Genomic DNA, 20,159 nt, shown 5'->3' with positions numbered 1-20,159 from the left:
AAAACACACTACAGACGAGATCACAGGGATACAGCGTAGGTAGGAGGATGAGAGTGGTACCAGCAGCAAGACTGCACCCAGCAGCGCAAACCAGACGATGAAGGTCATATGCGCAGAAGCCTCGGGAAAGATTTCGAGTATTTTTTTGCCTTTCCGGCACGCCAGATCGTTCCGCTGCGCTTAGCGGGTTCACCCTACACTTGGTGAGAATGTAAAAAAAGATTTCAGCGCTCCGCTGCGGTCAAACCCTGTAGATCCCAGTGGAGGTTACGTCATGAAATTCGCCCAGTTCTGCCAATGGCTCGCCAACCACGCCGGTAAACCGAGCACCTTTTTGATCGCCGTGGTGTTGATTGCCATGTGGGCTGCATCTGGGCCGTGGTTTCACTTCAACGATACCTGGCAACTCATCGTCAACACGTCGACCACCATCATCACCTTCCTGATGGTTTTCCTGATTCAGAACACCCAGAACCGGGATAACGACATCATCCACGTGAAGCTCGACGAACTTATCCGCGCTACACAATCGGCTGAGCAGTCAGTATTGAATCTCGAAGCGCTCGATAACCGAGAAATTCATAAACTTCGCAAGGAATACCAGGCGATGGGCAGCGAATGTGATCCCCTTCATCAGGCGCCTGCTGAGCATAAGACGGAAGATGGTGCTCGGGATAACTTGCAGCGCTAGAGACCTTATTGGTCGAACGGCAGGAGAGGTAAAGGTACATTTGCAGAGTGAAGCGCCTGGCCAATAGCTTGAGCAAGCTCGTCTATCGACCATGGTTTGAAGAGGTAGACAACGGGTGGTGTGACTTCAGAAGTGTCAAGCTGGTAACCCGAGGTCAGAATGGCGGGTAGTCCAGGCCACCTTTCGTGGGCCATGGAGATGAACTCCATACCTTTGATGCTTCCCGGAACACCGTGGTCGACAACGATCAACGAGCAGTCACTTTTAAGTCCCATCAAGTGAATCAAGGCATCTTCTGAGTTATCGAACGCATCACAGGTGGCGCCCAACTCGATCAGGATCCCCACCAGCAGGGTCTGAAGCGTTGGATCGTCTTCCACCACAATCACCGTCTTCCCTGACAGCGACACCCCCTCGATGTCCAGCTTCATCACCCTCTCCAGTCCATAGTTGACTGATCCAGTGTTTCACTCATCTGCGCACGCGTCGATGGGGGCTAAAGGCCACTTTAAGGTCAATGGCCGTGCAACATCGTTAACTGGCCCAAGCCTTCACGCATGAAAATCTCTACAGTCTTTGGCCCTACCCCCTCGAAGCTCAGTAACCAGCGCTTAAATCCCTCAGCATTCGATGCTTCCCGCAGTGCATCTAGTTGGGCATCCAGTTCCGCCTGTACCTTCTTGCTCAGGCCCAGCAATCGTCGAGCGGTAGACTGATCGTATCGTGCGTATCCTGCTTGACCGAGGAGTCTGACCAGTGTCGGATGGGAAGTCTGGGCAAGCTTGAGTGGCGTATCCAAACCCTTTTGATCGACAAGAATCCGGTACGCCTCCACTGCTACGGCGGAGCGGATGCGCTTTCCCATGAGAAAACTGGCCACCAACCATCGGAACACGCCAAGGGCATCGGTGACCTCAATGCCAAGGTCACAGGCAGTTATAGTCTTCAACCTTTGCTACGGCGCGGGTCAGCAGCACGAGGGTAGGTACGCTCTTCTTCGATGGTGCCATCCGCCTTGTGGATCTTCACGGACGCCGTCTTGCCCTCGAAGAAATCTGCAAGGGCACTGACAAGCTGCTGCTTCGTGGCGGCTCGTTTTGAGGCTCGCTCAGCACCGGCTTTTTTCAATTCCCAGCCATCCGATGTCGGGCTGAGGTGATAACTGTCCATCGGCTGCTTCTCCTCTCTAAAGAGTTTGGCCATCGTTCTGAATGTTTTCTTCAGCCTCAGCTGCATCCGTGGCATCAGCGTCATTCAGGGGGGGCGATGTGGGCTTTTCTGGATCGTTAATGAAGGGCACGTCGCTTGGGCCCTTCTCTTCAGAGCCTTCGGTTTTAGGCTGCATGGCAACACCTCCAGGCAAGTTGATCGAATGCCGCTCTTCAGGCACCTTCGGCAGCCCCTGAGAATTTGCCGACATCGATAGGCTGCGGAACGAACTCGGGGCCCTCGCCAGCCAGCCGCCACCTCACCTTGGCAACGCCGTAACGCTCAGCCATCGGGCGACTGACCAATTTGATATTCTGCTGACTGAATCGCGGGATGATGCCCACGCCGGCATCGCAACTGGCCCAGTGCCAGGCGACGCCGTTGTCCATTTTCTCCAAACGGATGATGAATGTCCGAGGCTCACCGTGAAGCTCGTACTCAATGACATAGAGTTGCTGTCCGACCACCAGAATTCCCTCCCTAGCTCATGCGCTATTGAGCAAGCAGGGGAGAAAAAATTCCATCGAAATGGCAGGTGGTACGGCACTCTTGCAATTCTGGCGTCGGGCTATGTGTCTTGTGTACCTGTAAGGAATTCGAACAAGGTCTCAGCACAGGCAGTGATTCCTTCCAAATGCACCATATCGAAGCCGTGAGTATTCTCGGTCGGTATCGCAATGCAACCGGCCCGGGCATCGATCCCGGCGCTCATCACCGCGCTTGCATCGGATGCAAAATCGACGAGCAATGCCGACTGAGGCTTATAACCGGCCTTTAGGCCAGCGGCGATCAGACCCTGCACCACGGCGCGGCTGTAGTATCCCTTCTGGTCGCCGGTATTGATGATCGGGTTGGCCGAAAGCTCCGTGCCATACTCCTCAAGTACAGGGCCGACCTCGACCGCGATTGTGGTGTCGCCGGGCAGCCGGGAAGCTGCGTACATGGCGCCGGCATTCGACTCTTCCTCCAGCGTCGTAAGCACGAACCAAACATCCTGCTGCAGTTTTTCTCGCCGTTCACTCAGCAGCTTTGCGCAGAGAATGACAGCGCTCAGCGGAGCTCGGTCGTCGAGGAAGTGAGCGGCAATACAGTCATGCACCTTGAAGGGCTTACGCCAGTGCTGACTGAGCACGACTCGAGTACCAGGCCGAACACCAAGCTTCTGGAGTTCTGACTTGGACTTGCGCGTGACGATGTAGACATCTTTCCACTGAACATTACCTGCCAGTACGTCTCTTCCATTCGAAGTTCGACCGCTGTTGTGCATTGAACCGTAAGACAAAACACCCGGCAGGATGTGTTCATCACCCAGGATATCGACAGGACAGACGCCGAAGCTTATCGGTTGCGCGCCACCGAGAGCGAGCACCTCCAGAGTGCCGTTCTCCAGCACTTTTTTGACGATCATCGCGATCTCATCGAGGTGGGCCATAATGCGTATGGCTGCCTCGGGGCTACAAGCGCGGCCCCCACGAATCACTCCCACCACATTGCCAGCAGGGTCAATGTGGGCCTCCTCACAGAAACGGCTGAGCTCCCGCAGGCAAATGTCTCGCACCTCATCTTCTTGTCCGCCCGGCCCTCGGGCGTTAAGGAGCTCGGTCAGTAATGCCTCAGTCTCCAAAACGTTACCTCCTTGTTTGCACGCAAACGTGCATTGGCCAGCAGGATGTAAACCGAGTAGCTACTCAACACTGTTGATTACCATACCTTGCCCGCGCCTGCTTTCGGCACCGTCGTGATATTCGGGATGGCGAGGCGGTCATCTTCAGGAAAAACAACTCGCCGGTGATCCTCTCGGGCGCCCTGACTAAAGCAATGGGCCGGTCTTTCAGGTGTGGCAGGAGCCAAGGTGAGACCTGGGCGTAGTATTCGGCCAGGTCTCGTTTGGTGAGGCCGCTGCTGGGAGCAATAACCCGCTCCGGGTGGGTGATCCGCACCTTGGGATCGGCAGCTTTGTATGCGACCACACTCACGTCCCATGGCACCGCCCGGGGCGGCATAACCCGCTGCCACGTAGGGTAATAGCTATAAGGAGGGGATACCGAGACACCGGCTAATCATAAAATCAAGGGTTTTAACTTATTCTATTGATCTAGGTCAAAAAAATGACGCCACATAAAATAGTGGCACATTGCCATTGAAAAACAGATTTTATCGAAATAGAATCTTTCCAACTGGGTAGCTATATGCCAACGGAAAATAGTTATTGCCAGCGCTAAGATCATGGAACGATTTTTAGAGGATTCTTGGAGTGTTTTCGCAACCAAGAATCAATATCGTTTCGAGAGGGTGATGATCTTGCGAATAAACCTTTCCGCAACAAAGCACGAACTCAGCTTGCTATCCGAGCAGCGATGGCTTTCAGTAACCGACGAGCAGATCAACCTGACAAATTGCAATGGGGAGTTTGTCACCGGTAGAGGGTTCAGTTGCGAGCAGCTGATTGGTAGTCCACATAATATTCTACGTAATCCATACGTGCTCGAAGTAGTCTTAACACGCATGTGCTCGTACCTACAAAATGTCGAAAGCTGGATGGAGATCGTCAAAAAATTCTGTAGCATCGGCGATCACCATTGGGTCAGTGCTTATGTCACATATATCATCAAACAGGGCAATTTCACCGGCTATAAGTCCGTTCGTGTAAAGCCAGAACGCAACCAAATTAGCGACGCCTCTGGTCTCGATGCACGCCCGAAAAATCACGACGGCAGCTTGAAATCACTGCATCTAGTAGGAGCCATCCTTACCTTCGGCGCACTGGCAGCCACTGCTACAGCGTTGGTTTTCGGTGGAACAACTATAGGTTCTACCATCGCCGTCCTATCCTTCTTGGCGATACAGGCGTTGAGAGCTCACCCGTGGCATCGAACCCTGAAGCCTACAGGTTCAATTCCCACCGGCTGTTCTGATAGCGAACAAACTGCTCGTCCTCTCTCAGTTGAGCAAAGCCCTGTGCCGTGGTTGCGGGTGCTGCTAGTTAGTGAAGGCGCAGAAGGCAGAACTTCGCTGGGTAGAATTGGTGGCTTTGCCAACCAGACTGTGACACTGGCCATAAATAGCCGGTCGTTGACAAAGCGATCGGAATCGGCACTGAGCAATCAACGGGATGAATCCGACATTACAGGTATTGCGATAGAGGCAGCAGGTGCCTTAGAGCAAGATCGCGGTTTTGCTGTGGTGGGCGATGAATCCGGGACGCTACCCCTCCAAGACTCAAGGGACGCTTAACGGTATCAACGGTGCGGTTGAGCTCATCTATCAAGTTAACCAATAGATGGCTGCAGCGCCTAAGCAGCAAGCCCATGTGGTTGAGGAAAAAATTGTCAGCGTCTCTTATGAGAATGCCGAAATTTCGGATAGATCTTCCACCGTTGAAAATGACCTAAAACACACTGCGCAACAATTCAATACGTTGGTTGCTCGTTTCAACAGCTAGCCACCACGCTGCCCAGATCATAACGCATCTTCTTGAGGTCGTCAGATGGTAAGTCTTATGGAAACGGTGAATAGCCGCACTCAGCTGGCTGGGCAAAACCGTCTTGAACTTCTGCTTTTTCGCTTTAATGAAAATCAACTGTATGGCATCAACGTATTCAAGGTGCGTGAGGTACTCAAATGTCCTCGACTGTCGGCATTACCAATGTCGCATCGCGTGGTCTGCGGTGTGGCGAATGTGCGTGGTGTATCAATCCCGATACTAGATTTGGCGTTGGCCACTGGACTGCCAGGTGTTGAAGACCACAGTACTGCCTTCGTCATAATTACTGAGTACAACACCAAGACTCAAGGATTCTTGGTTAGCGCGGTGGAGCACATAGTCAACCTCAATTGGGAAGGGATTCATCCTCCACCCAAGGGTAGTGGGATTAATAACTATCTTACTGCTGTAACACAGGTTAACGACGAACTGGTTGAGATCATCGATGTGGAGAAGGTTCTGACTGAAGTTTCCCCGGTGTCCGAACAGATTACCGAAGGAGTCATTCCAGCCTCCATCCATGCGAAAGCCGCGAAGTTATGCGTGCTTACTGTTGATGACTCCTCTGTGGCACGTAAACAAGTCTCTCGATGCTTGGAGGCCGTGGGCGTAGAAGTAATCGCACTCACCGATGGGCGTCAGGCCTTAGATTATTTGCACCGTATGCTCGATGAAGGGAGAAAACCAGAGCAAGAATTGCTGATGATGATTTCTGATATCGAAATGCCTGAAATGGATGGCTATACCCTAACTGCGGAAGTCCGCAATGACCCACGGATGCACGACCTGCACATCGTGTTGCATACCTCCTTATCTGGTGCTTTCAATCAGGCAATGGTGAAAAAAGTTGGTGCTGACGACTTTTTAGCAAAGTTTCGCCCGGATGATCTAGCAAGTCTAGTAATTAAACGAATGCAAAAGTTAGGAGATTTAGAAAAAATTTGTTAACTCGAACTATAATTCAGAAAATAATACTATAGCCTGACGTTAAGCACTATAATTATCATGACAATTACTCTTATTTAGCCATGTCGCAACATTCCGCGGCAACTGGAAATTTTATATATTTTTGGGCTGAAGGCGTTTTTGCGGAGCAACGCAAGCGGTATATAAATTTAATGCTAGCTCAGCAATATTCGAAGTCTGGATTGAAGTCAGCAACGGTTAAGAATTCGGAGCTGATGTACCAGCTATCACTGTGGCATTGGCCAGTTCTTTCGCGCACTCGCAGCTGCACACAGCAGAGTAGTGACTCCAGCGAGACCCGAGTCAGTTTATGCCTATCCGAAATTTTACTCATTGTTACCGAAAGTTTTCATGCGATCTGGCCTGCGATTATATTTTATAATCACGTTCGCTAACCACGAATAGCAGTGGTCAGCAATTTTTTCCTTCTACCGAACGCTTATCAGTGTTGTTTATAAAGTGTGATGTGAAGGATGAGTTAAGAACGTCAAAATCTTTACACACTCCGCATGGCAGATAGATTTATTCTATGTAAAAACCGATAAGCAGCAGTTTGCCATCACTGCAAAATCTTGTACAATTTTTCGCAGTTGTACATGGCCTGTACAGGTTTGATCGTAAACATCAGACTCTCAATCTTGCTGTATCAATGCCCAGTTCCCCTGGTTCCGTAGCGGAGATTTAGTTAGATAAGTAGTATCGTTCCAGGGGCTGTCTGTATAACGCTATGCCATGTTTTATTACCGGGAGTTAAGCGGTGTCAATATTTGGTAGCAAAAGTTTCGCTCTCCTTACCGAGCGGCATACCTTCACTTATTTTGTTTAAGCAATAATATTATTTTTTCTGCAGATTCTTACAGTCTGGCGTAGTTTTTTCTGCGCCCACTATTAATATTAATCGGTGGAGGCGCTATGTCTTTTTTTGTCGCGACGACACGTGGCGTGAAGTTATTGAATCAAGGCTCGGTTTAGAATCATTGATACGAAATCCCTGATTCTAACTAGTGCTCAAGAAGAAAAATTATTAAATACTGCTGATAGCCTCTGTAGTTAAGATGCTCCGTCCATAAATGGATGAACTCAATCCATGCATGCGGGTTCCGCCAACATTCATAGCAAGCTATCATATAGTTATGATGATTCCCATATCAAAAATAAATAATTTAATGTAGCCAAGGAGTGCTTTTTTGCATGAATTTTTGTATGAGGACGAGTGCCCGGAGATTAGGTTTTGATGCTTAACGACATATCACTTTTTGTTCAGATTGTTCGCTCTGGAAGTCTGTCTAAAGCAAGTAAAAAGCTATGCGTGCCAGCAAACACGTTAAGTCGGAGGCTGATAAATCTTGAGAGGCAGCTTGGTACTTCACTCATACTTCGCTCAACCCAAGCGCTTCGTTGTACCGCTGACGGCGAACGTCTGTTTGAACAGTGCAGTTCTTGTATAGACAACTTGAACTCTACAATTAGTTCACTCCAGTCTGCCATTGTTGGGGTCGTTGGGAAAGTTAAAGTTCAAGTGCCATCGGCTTTTTTTGACTGCTCGATCAATAATTTTTTTTACACGCTACTAGCTCTTCATCCGGGGCTAGAAATTGAAGTTTTAGTATCTGACAAAGAACCTGATCTTATTCAGGACGGTATTGATTTGCTTTTGCATTTTGGGGAACTAAAAAATAGTAGCTATGTCGCTAGAACATTATGCAAATCAAAACTTGGAATCTATGCGAGCCCAGAGTATCTGTATCGTAATGGAATTCCGGAAAACCCTGATGATTTGAGTGCTCATACTTGTATTCATTACACATCTGAGGACTTTGTGGTTATTAATCGGCGCGATGGCGGCGATTGTCATAGTGTTGCTGTGAGCAAAAGATTTCTAAGCAAATCGATCCCTGCCCTTGTTAATGCCGCGGAGCAGGGATTGGGTCTTGTTTTTATAAACACGGCTTGCGCGCTTACTAAAAGTGGTTCATTGGTGAGAGTGTTGCCAGATTATGTATCTGAAGGGGAGTCACTGTTTGCGGTCTACTCGAATCGCCATGCATTATCAAATTGCGCGAGAGTTGTGATGGATTATGCGGTAGCCAGGGCTGAAGCGCTCGATGGAAATTGATTCTAGTCAAGATTAAATTTAAGTTTACCAGGTCGTGCTCATGAAGAAAAACTTACCAATTACAAACCGAGAGCTAGTGTATCCGGCGGATCAACGCCTTATTTCTGCGACAGATATACACGGAACATTAACCTATTGCAATGATGAATTTATTTCGGTTAGCGGTTTCAGCCGAGAAGAGTTAATAGGCAGTTCGCATAACATTGTCCGCCACCCTGATATGCCCGAAGCTGTGTTCGCCCACATGTGGTCGTACCTGAAAGCCGGTAAGAGCTGGATGGGCATTGTTAAAAATCGCTGCAAGAATGGTGACTTTTATTGGGTCAATGCCTATGTTACTCCGATTCTGGAAAATGGGAAAATAACTGGGCATGAATCAGTGCGGGTGAAGCCGGACAGTGCACAGGTTGAACGTGCAATTCAGCTTTATAGGCGCCTTCAAACCGGTCAGCAGAGTGTTCGCTTAAACGAACGCCTTCGCACAATAAGCGGTTATTTCGGCATGCCGTTACTGGCTACGGGACTAACGGCTATTGTTTTGTACAGCGGCACTTACTGGACAAGTTTAGGCGGTGTCACTTTACTTCTGTTTGCTTTGCAGGCTCTAGCGAATCGTCATGAGCGGAAAACACTGGATAGTTTCCGCAGCATCGCTGGTGGAAGTTTCGACAGCGAACTGATTGCTCGCACCTACACCGACGAGCATGGAACTATCGCTCAACTGCACATGATTATGATTAGCGAGGGGGCGAAGCTCCGCACCGCTCTTAACCGGCTCAGCGATTATGCCCATCAGACCGCCACTCTCGCGTCCAAAAGCGGCAATCTAGCCCAGCAATCGGACACAGCTTTGCAGCACCAACGTGATGAAGCGGATATGGCTGCTACTGCGATGAATGAGATGGCTGCTTCAATCGGAGAAGTCTCAATACACATTCATAACACCGCACGCGAGGCCAACCAAGTCAATATTCTGAGTCAAACTGGTTCTGAACAAGCTCAGAAGACCAGAGAGGTGATTGAAAAACTTGCCACTACAGTGAAAGCGATTAGCCTGTCGGTAGAGAGTTTAGCGTCAGAAACCAAATCAATCCAACAGGCTGCAGATATGATCCGCGCGATTGCTGAGCAGACCAACCTGCTGGCACTTAATGCCGCTATTGAGGCCGCAAGAGCCGGTGAACAAGGTAGAGGCTTTGCAGTGGTAGCCGATGAGGTTAGAGCTCTGGCGTCGAAAACTCAAGAATCTACTCAGACAATCCAGCAGATAATTGGCTCACTTCAGCAGGTCGCTAGCCAAGCAGTAAATATTGCTCATCAGGGTAGTCAGGAGGCACTGGCAGGTGTCGAACAGGTCATCAATACGCAGCATGCACTACAGGGGATAAGCATAGCTGTAGATAGCATCCATCAAATGAGTGAGCAGATGGCATCAGCCTCTGAGGAGCAGGCTCATGTGGCTGAGGACATCTCTCGCCAGATTACATCAATCGCACAAGTTTCTGACAGAAATGCCGACATCGCCAAACAATCCTCAAGTACCGGCCAAGAGTTAGAACATACAGCGCACGCCCTGCATGCCTTGGTTGAACGATTCAACGGATAGATTAAATTTATGAAAGTTACCACGCCCCCCACCCACCTATCTGGCCAAGCGCTCGCACTGGGAGAGTTGTCTTCCGCCATATTTGAAGCCGCCGTAGATGCGATGATCGTCATAGATCAATTCGGTATTATTAATGCTTTAAATCCTGCAGCGGAAATCACTTTCGGCTTCAGTCGTGCTGAGTTGATCGGGTGTAATGTATCTGCACTCATGCCAGAGCCGGATGCTAGCAATCATGACGACTACTTGCTTGCCTACACCAAAACGGGCGAGCGAAAAATTATTGGCAAGGGGCGTGAGGTAGTTGGCAAACGAAAGGATGGCAGCTTATTTCCAATGCACTTAAGTATTGGTGAGCTAAATATTGGCGGGCAACGGTTATATGTCGGTATCTGTCACGACATAAGTATTCGTAGACAAATGCTTGAGCAGATTACATACATGGCAACTCATGATAGCCTGACCGGCTGTGTGAATCGTAATCACCTTCATGATAACTTACAAAGGCTGATGCTTGAGTGTGAGCACAGTAATTGGCAGTTAGTAGTGCTTTTTATAGACCTCGATGGTTTTAAGCAAATCAATGATCATTATGATCACGATGTAGGTGACCACCTACTGAGGGGCTTGGCAGAGCGGCTTCAGGGGAACGTAGGTAAGAACGACCTACTGGCGCGTATGGGAGGTGATGAGTTCCTCATAGCCTCAATACAGCCACGTGAACGCAATGCACCCCGCAGGCTAGCCCAACGTTTGCTAGACTGTCTAGCAACTCCTTTTGAAATCAACAGTATCGAACTTCGAGTACGCGCAAGCATTGGCATCAGTCTACATCCTGGGCATGGCCAAAATAGCGATCAGTTGGTCAATGATGCAGATATCGCCATGTACCAAGCAAAAGCTGAAGGAGGCAATTGTATACGCTTCTTTCGTCTGGCCCTACGCGATAAGATGGAAGCAATCTTCCGCACTGTCAGTCGGCTCCGAAAAGCAATAGAGTTAAACCAATTTGAGCTGCATTATCAACTACAGTTCGAACTGATTCCTCCCTATCGTCCCTCCGGTCTCGAAGCTCTTCTTAGGTGGCATGACGGTAGTAACGGTTTAATACCACCGACCCATTTTATTCCATTAGCTGAAGAATATGGGCTAATGCCCGCTATCAGTCGCCTAGTGCTCGAGCGTGCCTGTAACGATAATAAATCATTGATTTCAGAGGGATTGCTCGACGTGCCGATTGCAGTTAATATCTGTAGTCGTTCATTCCTTCAGAGTGACTTTATAGGTCAGGTAAGCTCAGTTCTAGGGAAATCAGGATTACCGGCCAGCCGTTTGGAAATCGAGATCACCGAAAGCGTTGCGATACACGACATTACTCTAGCTACTCAAACAATACTGTCCCTGCACGATATCGGTGTGGAAGTGGCGATGGATGACTTTGGTACTGGCTACTCTTCACCTGGTACGTTAAAAAGTTTGCCCGTAGATCGCTTGAAAATTGATCGCTCATTCGTTAGTGAGCTACCGCACAATGATTTTGATCGAGCCATTGTGCAAGCAATACTTATTGTCGCCAAGAGTGCTGGCATGCAAGTTGTCGCCGAAGGAATTGAAAATACGGATCAGCTAAATTTTTTGCAAAAAAACGGATGTAGTCATGGTCAAGGCTACTGGTATGCAAAGCCTCTGCCCCTAGCTAAATTGAAGGCTTTATTGAGAGAAAAAGAAAAAGCACTCGACATTGGAACTTCGCTTGCCATTTAGACTTTAAGGGCTCGCAATATTGCACCTAACTTAATTAATTTTAAGGCGCCAGTGGGCTATTGTATGCACTCATTGAAAGGTATATGTATTTCTTTTGTTGATCCGGCCGGGGAAGCAATGGATGCGGCAAGTATGCTTGCTATTGCGGCATGCTTTAGTGCCAATGACTTTTTGTTTGATCTTTCTGATACCAATGGGTTAGTAGCATTCGGCACCACTAGCTGTAACCATTTTTTTATGCCGTTCTCTCAGGCGGTGACGCCTAAGGTTTGGGGTGTAATTGGTACTTGGTTTGCAGCTAATGAGAAGCGAAGGTTGCATATTACAGTAGGGAAAGAAAAAAGCGAGACTGATTCTTTGTCTGGCGTTTTAGAAAACCTTGAGCGAATACTTTATACCTTTAGCCCGACACATAGCCATAGATCAACTTGATTCTGTCTATGATAACTATTTTTAATGGTCTGCTCCTAAGGAAACTCCGAACAAGTTACTCAGCGACCAGCACTGAACGGCATCTTGACCCAGGCCGAATCGATTTCGGCCACCGATCATTGCGATAGCCAGGGCTCAGCCCTGGTTATCGCGCCTTACAGGCGCACCTCTCCCGCAGGGCTCAATAACTGCCGGCGCGCCATCCACAGATTCGACAGCGCAAACAACGTGGTCAGTTGCGCCGTGTTCTTGGCCAACCCACGGAAGCGGGTCTTCACATAGCCGAATTGGCGCTTGATCACCCGAAATGGGTGTTCGACCTTGGCACGTACCTGGGCTTTGGCCTTTTCGATCTTGCGTCTGGCCTTGTACAGCGCACTGCGTTTGCTCAAGCGTTTGTAGGTGCTGCGTCGGGCTGCGATCTGCCAGATCACTTGCCGACTGTCGTGCTCAGGCCGTTTCTCTACGCCGGTATAACCCGCATCCGCACAGACGACATTCTCCTCACCATGCAGCAGTTGCGCGACTTCCGTCACGTCTGCGACGTTCGCGGCAGTGCCGTGAACGTGATGCACCAGCCCCGACTCAACATCGGCGCCGATATGCGCCTTCATGCCGAAGAAGTACTGGTTGCCTTTCTTTGTTTGATGCATCTCTGGATCGCGCTTGCCTTCCTTGTTCTTGGTCGAACTGGGCGCATGGATGATCGTGGCATCGACAATCGTGCCCTGGCGCAGTGACAGGCCCTTGTCTTGCAGATAGTTGTTGATGGTTTCCAGAATCCCTGCTGCGAGCTGATGCTTCTCCAGGAGGTGTCGGAAATTCATAATTGTCATGTCTTCGGGAATCGGCGCGCTTAGCGTCAGCCGAGCAAACTGGCGCATAGAGGTGATCTCGTACAACGCTTCTTCCATCGCCGGATCGCTCAGCGAAAACCAGTTCTGCAACAAGTGAATTCGCAGCATCGTTTCCAATGCATAAGGCTTACGACCGCCACCGGCCTTTGGATAGTGCGGCTCGATCAACGCTGCCAACCCGCTCCACGGCACGACCTGCTCCATTTCGGCCAGGAAACGCTCTCGGCAGGTCTGCTTGCGCTTACCGGCGTACTCGAAATCGGAGAAGCTCATCTGACTCATGGGCAAGGCTTGCTTGGGGTGGCTAAACGAAGGGCCATTTCAGCACAGGTCGTGCAGCCTGTGCTGACTTGATCGGAGAATCCCTAACCCGTTACAGCTATCAGTGCCGACTGAAAGCTGATAAAGTTATTTAACTGCTCCTGCGACAATACTCTTTCTCTCTGAATCACCCGACCCTGATTCACGACTTAATAAGCGCCTAAAAATCAGCACATCCCGATGCGTCAGGTCTATAGATTATGGTTACTACCCGACTCATTTGGAATTTTCCTTGAGTTCGATCAGCGGGGCGACGCCGCGCAGACACAAAGCAACATCAGTAGTTCAGTAAGCGTCCAGCGAACTCACCTTCCGAGCTCCAGCTTTAAGGACGATGGTGTCCGCGTATTTTTAAGCGGGCGCGATCGCCATTATCGCCAGGATTTCAATGCGCCAACGAAGCCCTTATCCGAAACCATTCAACGCCGAGGTCGTCCAGGAATGCCTGCAACCTGGCGCATTGCTTTGGCAACACGTTGGGGAGTATCCAAGAGCCCTTCTCGCTGCGGGTTTTCACCAACGCCAACAAGGATTTCACGATAATGCTCGGCTAGCGAATGTGACATTTGGATTCCTCACCTTTGCAACGTTGCCTACCTTCGGGATGGGGTAACCAGACCAAACTTGGCCTCAAACGACAGAACAACCTGTACAGAACTGAAAGCAAAGGACGTAGCGGACGCCAAGCCAGCGGAGCGGCCCACATCCCAACACCGGCAGCACGCCAGCTCCAAAAGGTAGCGTCCAAGCCTGTTACCCACTGATCATTCGCGAACCTTGCGTGCAAGCACGATCTCAATTGCTCAATCGACAGGCCAAGAGGTATGGGATCGAAGTCATCGCCATCGATATCGATCAGGATGAGCTTTGCTGCAGTTGAACGCCTGCGCAGGAAGGCCACCTCCCTGGCGCACAATGGGCAGGCACCGTCAAAGTAAAGGGTCAAAGGCCACTGGCAATACATGTACAACACCTCAATCATGTACAGGTTTTGTATAAGTTAGCGGAACCCACGAAATTAGCAATGGCCGTGATGACGGATCACCTCGGAAGCGCCCATTAACCTGAGGCTGGCGGGATCGGCGCCGTTTACAGATGACGGTAGGCGACTGGGGTCATCAGATGTCAGTCGAGATCGGAACGTGCTGGTTTGCACCAGAGTGCGATAGCTGCATCGCTTTTGAGACGCTGCGAAAGCCAGCTAATCGTTCGCGGCAACCTCGACATGGTGAGAACATTGCCCGCTGGTGCGCTCATCATCCTGCCCCTGGATGGAATGACAAATGAAGCAATGGGGCACCTCGGATAAAACACTAGAAGCCCTGCACCGTTGACTCTGGGAGTTCCCGCGCCAAGTCTACCGCAGAACAGGTATCCTCTGTGGCTGTGCTAGGGATTAGGGGTGATGCAGTGTCGGAGCAAGACGATCAACTCCAGCGTTTAGCTGATTACGTCAAAACCATCAAACAGACTGAAGCAGGTAGGACGCCTGAGGAGTTGGCCACACTCCAGGCGATGGCGAACGAAGCGCTTTCACCTTCGTTTCCTATAGACAGCTCGGCCCGCGAGGCCTTTAAAGCGCTCCAGGCAAGCGTCGCAGGCACCCATGCACTTCACGAACAAGCTCGAGTGACAAAATCTTTGTTTGATGACTCGTTTGGCAGCTCGCTCAGACAAATCCAGGAATTCGCGAACAGGGCCATGTCACCTGCGGCAGCCGCAATCCGTGCAATGGATTGCCTTTTTCCGAGCAAGCAGATTGAAGCCATCGCCCGACCAACCCCCGGCCCATCGTTTCAGCCGTTGCTCGGTATTTCAGGATTGCAGCTCCCCAGCTTCGAGAGCGCGGCTACACAAGCGATGGAGAGAATCTCGGGCCAGATACGAGCACTAGATGGACTGCAGTCCTTCCGCAGTATCTGGGCAGAGAATGAAGCCGCTCAAGCCCGATTGGCGAGCTTCGCACAGATGCACAGCTTTACTGAAGGGCTGGCAAGCCTGCAGGTAACGTCTAAGTACAGCGAAATGATGAAGCAGGTAGCCATCCTCGCAGAGTCTCCGTTGTTCGAGGCGCTTGAACGCACGTCCCCAAGCAAGCTAGCTAAACTGCTCAAAGAGTATGAGATCGTCGAGCAGCCAACGATAGTTCGTGAGCCTGCAGCTCGCTACAGCGTTCAACCCGCCCAAGCCCCTTCGCTACAAGCGGAAATCATCGATGCTCTCCAAGATAAGGAGAATCGCAAGCCGCTTACGCCTGCCGCATTCTTCCTGCTTTGCTGGATTCTGAGCGTCCTGTCAGCCGGCCTGGCACTTGTAACCCAGTGGAAGGATTTCAAGGAAGGTCTGTGTGATCTTAACGACCTAACGATTCAGTCCGACTCGCCTACTCAGGCCCAAAAACGCGTCCGCTCCTCAATGTGCCACATGCCGAAAAGCGCTAAAGCGCGAATCAGGCTCGTCGCTAGGGACAACGTGAACCTTCGCTACTCACCAAGCATGAAGGCCGAGGTGATCATGCCATTGAAGCAATATGCCGTGCTGGAGGTTGTAGACTCGAGCAACAAGACCTGGCTGGAGGTCATTTACAAGCATGAGGGCATTGAGATCCAGGGCTGGGTATCCAGAAGCATGGTTAAGACTATACAGTAATCTCCACAGAGAACGCCGCTATTAAGCGAGTTATCGATTCACTCCGGTTTACTCGCTCATAGTTGCTCATTACCTTAACTACCTGATTCAGTGCTGAGTTTTAGAGTTTCCTCTAGCATGGTCACTTGCCCAGTCGCACACCACGTAACGACTGCTGAGTGTCCGCACTACTAGATAGCCTTGAATCTGTTCAGAGCCCATGATGATCGAGGTTCGAATTGGATCACCATCATCGAATCGCTTCTCACGATCCCGGAACACGATGCCCTGCAAATAGAGCTCTCCAGCACCGTACTCAACTGATGAGAGATAAGCTGTGATCTCCCATCCAAACTCGATTTGCATTGCCTTTTTCACGCTGCTTGGCATAGCGGCTAAAGGTGCATCGACGATCTTGGATGAGGAAAGCGGTGTCCTGCGTCTGACCATGTAAAACCTCATATTTAGGTGACCCCTATCTCGCAAACTTCTGCGAGAAGAACAGTCGCTCTATGTGCCGGCGAGTAACAGGCGAATGAGTGTGCGCATGATAACCTCCAGCCATGTTTAACCTGCGGAGCGCCCTACTTGAGCAATCCACCTGTTGTTGGCTACTACGAAACTCTACTGAACGCTCCCGTCTTCTCCCGAGACCCTATCGGTATCCGGCAGAGCCAGCGCTGGCAGCTGATCGTTGATGACATCCACCACAGCACCTCTGTAGATGATCTGCGTGAAGCTCGGGGCAAAGCCGAAGGCTACATTCGAGGACTTGTGGATGCTGGACACCTCTCCCACGACCGAATCCGGGATTACAAAATCCTGAGTAGCATTCACCGACGCCGAACCTTGCTGTCGGAAGCTTGATCGCAGTCCCTTCATCCGGCGCACGGAAGCGTCTGGTTATTGCGTTGGAATCATCCCCTCAATAAGCGCTCGTAAGCTCGCCCTTCCCAATCCCCGCTTGAAAGACGTCAGCACAAACCGTCCCTCTGCTGTAGTAATCACCCAGTAACGCCCTAACTTCTTCAGATGCTCGATGCGAGACGTCAGCAGAATATGCCCATCCGCTCGCTGCTCAAGCTGCCCCGGATCGACGTGACCGAAGACGATGCCGGCAGCGCACTCAGACGTGATGAAGACATCGCTCAGGTAGCCGGCGATAGGTGGCGAGTATCTGTAAGCCATCGCTCGTAAAATTCGTTTGAGCTGAAAATCTGACGGGCTTTTGCAGTGGTACTCGATGATGACCTCAGCGGACATTAGCTCTTCCCTTTTTCAAAACTGACATTGCCCGCACCCGCAGGCGTAACCGAGTCAAACCTCTATGGTGAAGTCCGGCGAGAAACCAGTGCGCTCTCCTGGGTAGCCTCTCGGATTCGAAATGAGCCGGCAGCCCGAGACGATTGTATCGACTGCATGATGCGTATGACCAAAAATCCAAACATCGGCTTGAGCGACTAGGTCATGCCATTCATTGAAATAGGCAGCACCCAAGTGGCCTTCATGGCCATCGCCCGCTACCTCGCGGATTGGGCAGTGATGAGTGATCACCACAGTCTTCCCCTCGAAATCCTTCGCGAGCTCGGCCACCAGAAAATCACGAGTGGCTATGTTTCGAGCAATGAGGTCGGCAGGACGAAGCCTGCTGTAGCCCTCTCCAATACGAATGCGCTTAAAGTCGTTCATCCACTCCGCACACACCCTCATCGCGGCCTTGTAGTCTCCGGTCGCGGTGAAGTCTGTCCATGCTGTTGCTACCAGAAACCTGGTGTCACAGATGACCAGGGACTGGTTGTCCAGGACGTGCACATGCTTAGCAGCCGCATCACGCATCTTGGTCAGCGTTCGATCGGCGTGGCCTTTGTAGAACTCATGGTTGCCGCAGACATAGATCACCGGATTGTTGAAGATGTCGTTGGCCCACGTTACTCCTCGACTACGCACCGAGATGTCGCCGGCCAGAACCACCAAGTCGCACTCCGTCGGGGGAGGCTGGAAGTCCGAGAACTCCAAATGCAGATCTGAATAGACCAGAATTTTCATCGACAGCAGAGTCCTGTCCGAGGGCTGATCGTGTGTCCGGTATCCTATGGAGGCCCGCCCACTGATTTATTACTTGATGTGGAAATGGAGCAGTGGTGCTGCACACTGCCTCTTTGTGACGGCTGTTCAACACCGTTCAGGCAGCTGATCGGAGCTCCCAGATGAAGACTCCAAAAGGAGGCGTCGGCGGAGGAGCTCGCTCATTCGGCTTTAGCCGGCTAGCGGTTGAAGACTCAAGTCACTCCGAGTCACCCCAGGCCCGGCGCATTTCGTCCTCGTCTGCGATACCCCAGCTCTCGTGTCGCATACGTTCAATTAGCTCTGCCCTGAGCTCTTCAAGGCTAACTTGGCCGTCTACATACCCCTGCAATCGAGCCAGGCGCTCAGCAGCAAGCCGGCCTCCGTCGAGAGCTAGACAAGCGATTTCTGCTGCCACAGCCTCACGGCGACGTTCGCGCTCGAACTCATCAATTTCCATGGCACCTCCCAAATCGGTTATGGGTGCAGCGAGAAGACCACATCAAGCGTCGCTCTCTTCCTGTATCCATCGCCAAGAAGCAAATAGACGGTGCTCCTCGTTTCAAACATGCACCGATCCGGATGAGAAACCGCATAGGTCGTTCGCACCCAATGCCCAGGATCGAAACGCCGCCTGCTGTCCTGAATAACCTCATGAGCAAAGATTAACATCGGTGGGACTTCTGCCGGAAATAGCTCACCCTCGTTGCCTATGACATCGATGAGGATCCAACGCTTGACCAAACAAAAAGGTTTGCCTGGAAAACGTTGTTGGGCTGCACGGACGAGGTCAGCAGCATCACTGGCCCACCCTTCTACCAAATCGCCGGCGCCGTAGAGAAACGACATGATCTCTTCTAGGGATGCAGCCATAGCTCAACCCCTCCCGCTCGAGTAGACCTGCCCATCACGCGTAACAAATTCGTAGATAGGGTTCGGCTCACTGCCCTCCTGGATACGTATCTCCGATAACACCTGCATGGAAAACTCGTTCTGCTTTGTCATCGACGGAGGAGCCATCAGCTGAATCTTGTTCACGCTCAAGAACTCCGCCGTATCCCCTTTGCACAGCGAGTCGACCACTTCGACGCTCGTGACCAGACGTACAGACGGGCCGAATGCCCCATCTACCAGCCCGCATCCTTCCACCACGAAGTAGTAACAGTCAGCGTTGAGACTCGCCGAATTCCAGAGTAAGCGCAGGCTATCTTCAGCAAGAAATTGCCCCTGTAATTCTGTCCGTTTAGTGACCAACACAGCTCTATCCGCCTATCTCGTCTGGGCCCTAGGAAAGCTCCGACCCCAAATAACAATTCATATAAATTGACACTTTCCCATCCGCCGGTGATTGTCCTACCCCCCCTCATTTATCCTTATGGAACGGCTGAGCAACCATACCATCAATCCACATTAGCTTACTATATTTCGTAGATGTGGATTTTCGGTTATGGCCTTATCCTTCCCTTTGGGAAGCCAAGCCGTCATGCCATCGCGATACTCATTGGCTGCAGTACTCCGCGCCACTCGGGCAGCGCGCGGCCTATCCCAAGAGCAGCTCAGAAGCACTCTGGAAGCTCGCCACCTTCACAACATCGAGCACGCAAAATCCAACGCCACGATCGAGATGCTGCAGGGCATCAGCGATCGCCTGGAGGTAGATGTCGTAGCCTTGATGGCCGCAGCGGCAAGCTATGAGCGTGGGGAGACTCTCGAAGACTTCATGACCCACCTCTGGTCAGAGCTCACCAAGCTGCGTGACATGGGTGTCCTGGAAAACGTCCCCGCTCAATTCTCGGATGGGGAGCTGATCACAGCGAAAGCGGGTAAGCCACCAATCCCAGCTGAAAAGATACGATCAGTGCTGAACTGCAAAGCAGATGGACTGACCCAGAAAGAGACGTCGGCGAGGCTGGGTATTCCAACGTCAACAGTGCACAAAATTTGGCACATGCCATCAGGGGAATGACAAGGCAAGGCAATGGTGAGGCCGGCGAACGAACGCTGCCTCCTCCCCCTATCAA

24 protein-coding genes and 2 pseudogenes are annotated in these 20,159 nt (G+C 51.0%); 10 read left to right on the top strand and 16 right to left on the bottom strand.

The window, feature by feature from the left end; translation table 11 throughout:
* Positions 1–274 precede the first annotated feature (274 nt).
* Positions 275–691, top strand: coding sequence for a low affinity iron permease family protein (locus DMX12_RS18595; RefSeq protein WP_110679111.1), 417 nt, complete (start codon positions 275–277; stop codon positions 689–691).
* 5 nt (positions 692–696) lie between these two features.
* Here DMX12_RS18595 and DMX12_RS18590 read toward each other — a convergent pair whose 3' ends face one another.
* From DMX12_RS18590 to DMX12_RS30015, 7 genes and pseudogenes are all read right to left on the bottom strand, one after another.
* On the bottom strand, positions 697–1,122 hold the full coding sequence (locus DMX12_RS18590) for a response regulator (RefSeq protein WP_110679110.1): 426 nt from the start codon (positions 1,120–1,122) through the stop codon (positions 697–699).
* A gap of 83 nt (positions 1,123–1,205) precedes the next feature.
* Positions 1,206–1,640, bottom strand: a complete 435-nt coding sequence (locus DMX12_RS18585; protein ID WP_110679109.1) for a DNA methylase — start codon at positions 1,638–1,640, stop codon at positions 1,206–1,208.
* A complete protein-coding gene (locus DMX12_RS18580) occupies positions 1,637–1,861 on the bottom strand; it encodes a DUF2188 domain-containing protein (RefSeq protein WP_110679108.1) in 225 nt (74 codons plus the stop codon). Before DMX12_RS18580 ends, DMX12_RS18585 begins: the two co-directional genes overlap by 4 nt.
* A 16-nt stretch (positions 1,862–1,877) precedes the next feature.
* Entirely contained in the window at positions 1,878–2,036 is a 159-nt protein-coding gene (locus DMX12_RS29520) for a hypothetical protein (protein ID WP_177411275.1), read from the bottom strand.
* Between the two features lie 37 nt (positions 2,037–2,073).
* Entirely contained in the window at positions 2,074–2,367 is a 294-nt protein-coding gene (locus DMX12_RS18575) for a DUF6555 family protein (RefSeq protein WP_102885809.1), read from the bottom strand.
* 101 nt (positions 2,368–2,468) lie between these two features.
* On the bottom strand, positions 2,469–3,524 hold the full coding sequence (locus DMX12_RS18570) for a M42 family peptidase (protein WP_110679107.1): 1,056 nt from the start codon (positions 3,522–3,524) through the stop codon (positions 2,469–2,471).
* 86 nt (positions 3,525–3,610) lie between these two features.
* Positions 3,611–3,843 (bottom strand): annotated as a pseudogene (locus tag DMX12_RS30015) (hypothetical protein); the annotation flags it as partial.
* Between the two features lie 283 nt (positions 3,844–4,126).
* On the opposite strand from DMX12_RS30015, the gene DMX12_RS18560 reads away from it, so the two are divergent.
* From DMX12_RS18560 to DMX12_RS29155, 6 genes are all read left to right on the top strand, one after another.
* On the top strand, positions 4,127–5,134 hold the full coding sequence (locus DMX12_RS18560) for a PAS domain S-box protein (protein WP_110679106.1): 1,008 nt from the start codon (positions 4,127–4,129) through the stop codon (positions 5,132–5,134).
* A gap of 253 nt (positions 5,135–5,387) precedes the next feature.
* Positions 5,388–6,332: a chemotaxis protein CheV gene (locus tag DMX12_RS18555; protein ID WP_110679105.1), complete on the top strand. Its 945-nt coding sequence runs from the start codon at positions 5,388–5,390 to the stop codon at positions 6,330–6,332.
* Positions 6,333–7,584: 1,252 nt separating this feature from the next.
* The gene (locus DMX12_RS18550; RefSeq protein ID WP_110679104.1) at positions 7,585–8,466 is read left to right on the top strand and encodes a LysR family transcriptional regulator; all 882 of its coding nucleotides are present in this window, start codon (positions 7,585–7,587) and stop codon (positions 8,464–8,466) included.
* Between the two features lie 40 nt (positions 8,467–8,506).
* Complete coding sequence (locus DMX12_RS18545; protein ID WP_110679103.1) at positions 8,507–10,072, top strand: PAS domain-containing methyl-accepting chemotaxis protein; 1,566 nt, start codon at positions 8,507–8,509, stop codon at positions 10,070–10,072.
* Between the two features lie 9 nt (positions 10,073–10,081).
* Positions 10,082–11,836 carry a bifunctional diguanylate cyclase/phosphodiesterase gene (locus DMX12_RS18540; protein ID WP_110679102.1) on the top strand — a complete coding sequence of 585 codons (1,755 nt, stop codon included), beginning with the start codon at positions 10,082–10,084 and terminating at the stop codon, positions 11,834–11,836.
* 63 nt (positions 11,837–11,899) lie between these two features.
* The gene (locus tag DMX12_RS29155) at positions 11,900–12,268 is read left to right on the top strand and encodes a hypothetical protein (protein ID WP_146226852.1); all 369 of its coding nucleotides are present in this window, start codon (positions 11,900–11,902) and stop codon (positions 12,266–12,268) included.
* A gap of 155 nt (positions 12,269–12,423) precedes the next feature.
* Here the strand turns inward: DMX12_RS29155 and DMX12_RS18535 are convergent, their stop codons facing one another.
* From DMX12_RS18535 to DMX12_RS18525, 3 genes and pseudogenes are all read right to left on the bottom strand, one after another.
* On the bottom strand, positions 12,424–13,407 hold the full coding sequence (locus tag DMX12_RS18535) for an IS5 family transposase (protein WP_110679101.1): 984 nt from the start codon (positions 13,405–13,407) through the stop codon (positions 12,424–12,426).
* Positions 13,408–13,901: 494 nt separating this feature from the next.
* Positions 13,902–14,012, bottom strand: a pseudogene (locus DMX12_RS18530) (GTP cyclohydrolase I); the annotation flags it as partial.
* A complete protein-coding gene (locus DMX12_RS18525) occupies positions 13,997–14,410 on the bottom strand; it encodes a thiol-disulfide oxidoreductase DCC family protein (RefSeq protein WP_110679100.1) in 414 nt (137 codons plus the stop codon). The gene DMX12_RS18525 and the pseudogene DMX12_RS18530, both read right to left, overlap by 16 nt.
* Before the next feature lie 446 nt (positions 14,411–14,856).
* On the opposite strand from DMX12_RS18525, the gene DMX12_RS18520 reads away from it, so the two are divergent.
* Complete coding sequence (locus DMX12_RS18520; protein WP_146226851.1) at positions 14,857–16,095, top strand: SH3 domain-containing protein; 1,239 nt, start codon at positions 14,857–14,859, stop codon at positions 16,093–16,095.
* Between the two features lie 87 nt (positions 16,096–16,182).
* Here DMX12_RS18520 and DMX12_RS18515 read toward each other — a convergent pair whose 3' ends face one another.
* Positions 16,183–16,524 (bottom strand): hypothetical protein, encoded by a 342-nt coding sequence (locus tag DMX12_RS18515; protein ID WP_232861830.1) that lies wholly within the window; start codon positions 16,522–16,524, stop codon positions 16,183–16,185.
* A gap of 138 nt (positions 16,525–16,662) precedes the next feature.
* On the opposite strand from DMX12_RS18515, the gene DMX12_RS18510 reads away from it, so the two are divergent.
* Entirely contained in the window at positions 16,663–16,941 is a 279-nt protein-coding gene (locus tag DMX12_RS18510; protein WP_102885817.1) for a hypothetical protein, read from the top strand.
* A 36-nt stretch (positions 16,942–16,977) separates the two neighbouring features.
* Here the strand turns inward: DMX12_RS18510 and DMX12_RS18505 are convergent, their stop codons facing one another.
* The 5 genes from DMX12_RS18505 to DMX12_RS18485 all read right to left on the bottom strand — a co-directional run bounded on the left by DMX12_RS18505 (position 16,978) and on the right by DMX12_RS18485 (position 19,395).
* Positions 16,978–17,337 (bottom strand): hypothetical protein, encoded by a 360-nt coding sequence (locus tag DMX12_RS18505; protein ID WP_102885818.1) that lies wholly within the window; start codon positions 17,335–17,337, stop codon positions 16,978–16,980.
* Between the two features lie 54 nt (positions 17,338–17,391).
* Positions 17,392–18,120 (bottom strand): metallophosphoesterase, encoded by a 729-nt coding sequence (locus tag DMX12_RS18500; protein ID WP_110679098.1) that lies wholly within the window; start codon positions 18,118–18,120, stop codon positions 17,392–17,394.
* A gap of 238 nt (positions 18,121–18,358) precedes the next feature.
* Complete coding sequence (locus tag DMX12_RS18495) at positions 18,359–18,598, bottom strand: hypothetical protein (protein ID WP_110679097.1); 240 nt, start codon at positions 18,596–18,598, stop codon at positions 18,359–18,361.
* A gap of 17 nt (positions 18,599–18,615) precedes the next feature.
* Positions 18,616–19,011 (bottom strand): hypothetical protein, encoded by a 396-nt coding sequence (locus tag DMX12_RS18490; protein ID WP_102885821.1) that lies wholly within the window; start codon positions 19,009–19,011, stop codon positions 18,616–18,618.
* A 3-nt stretch (positions 19,012–19,014) separates the two neighbouring features.
* Entirely contained in the window at positions 19,015–19,395 is a 381-nt protein-coding gene (locus tag DMX12_RS18485; RefSeq protein ID WP_102885822.1) for a hypothetical protein, read from the bottom strand.
* 190 nt (positions 19,396–19,585) lie between these two features.
* Between DMX12_RS18485 and DMX12_RS18480 the strand changes: the two genes are divergently transcribed.
* On the top strand, positions 19,586–20,104 hold the full coding sequence (locus tag DMX12_RS18480; RefSeq protein WP_232861829.1) for a helix-turn-helix domain-containing protein: 519 nt from the start codon (positions 19,586–19,588) through the stop codon (positions 20,102–20,104).
* The last annotated feature ends 55 nt before the right edge of the window (positions 20,105–20,159 follow it).

This window comes from Pseudomonas sp. MB-090624 (assembly GCF_003205245.1).
Taxonomy (GTDB): Bacteria; Pseudomonadota; Gammaproteobacteria; order Pseudomonadales; family Pseudomonadaceae; genus Aquipseudomonas; species Aquipseudomonas juntendi.
The sequence above is the reverse complement of the archived record's forward strand: the minus strand, read 5'-3'. Positions and strand labels throughout refer to the sequence as shown.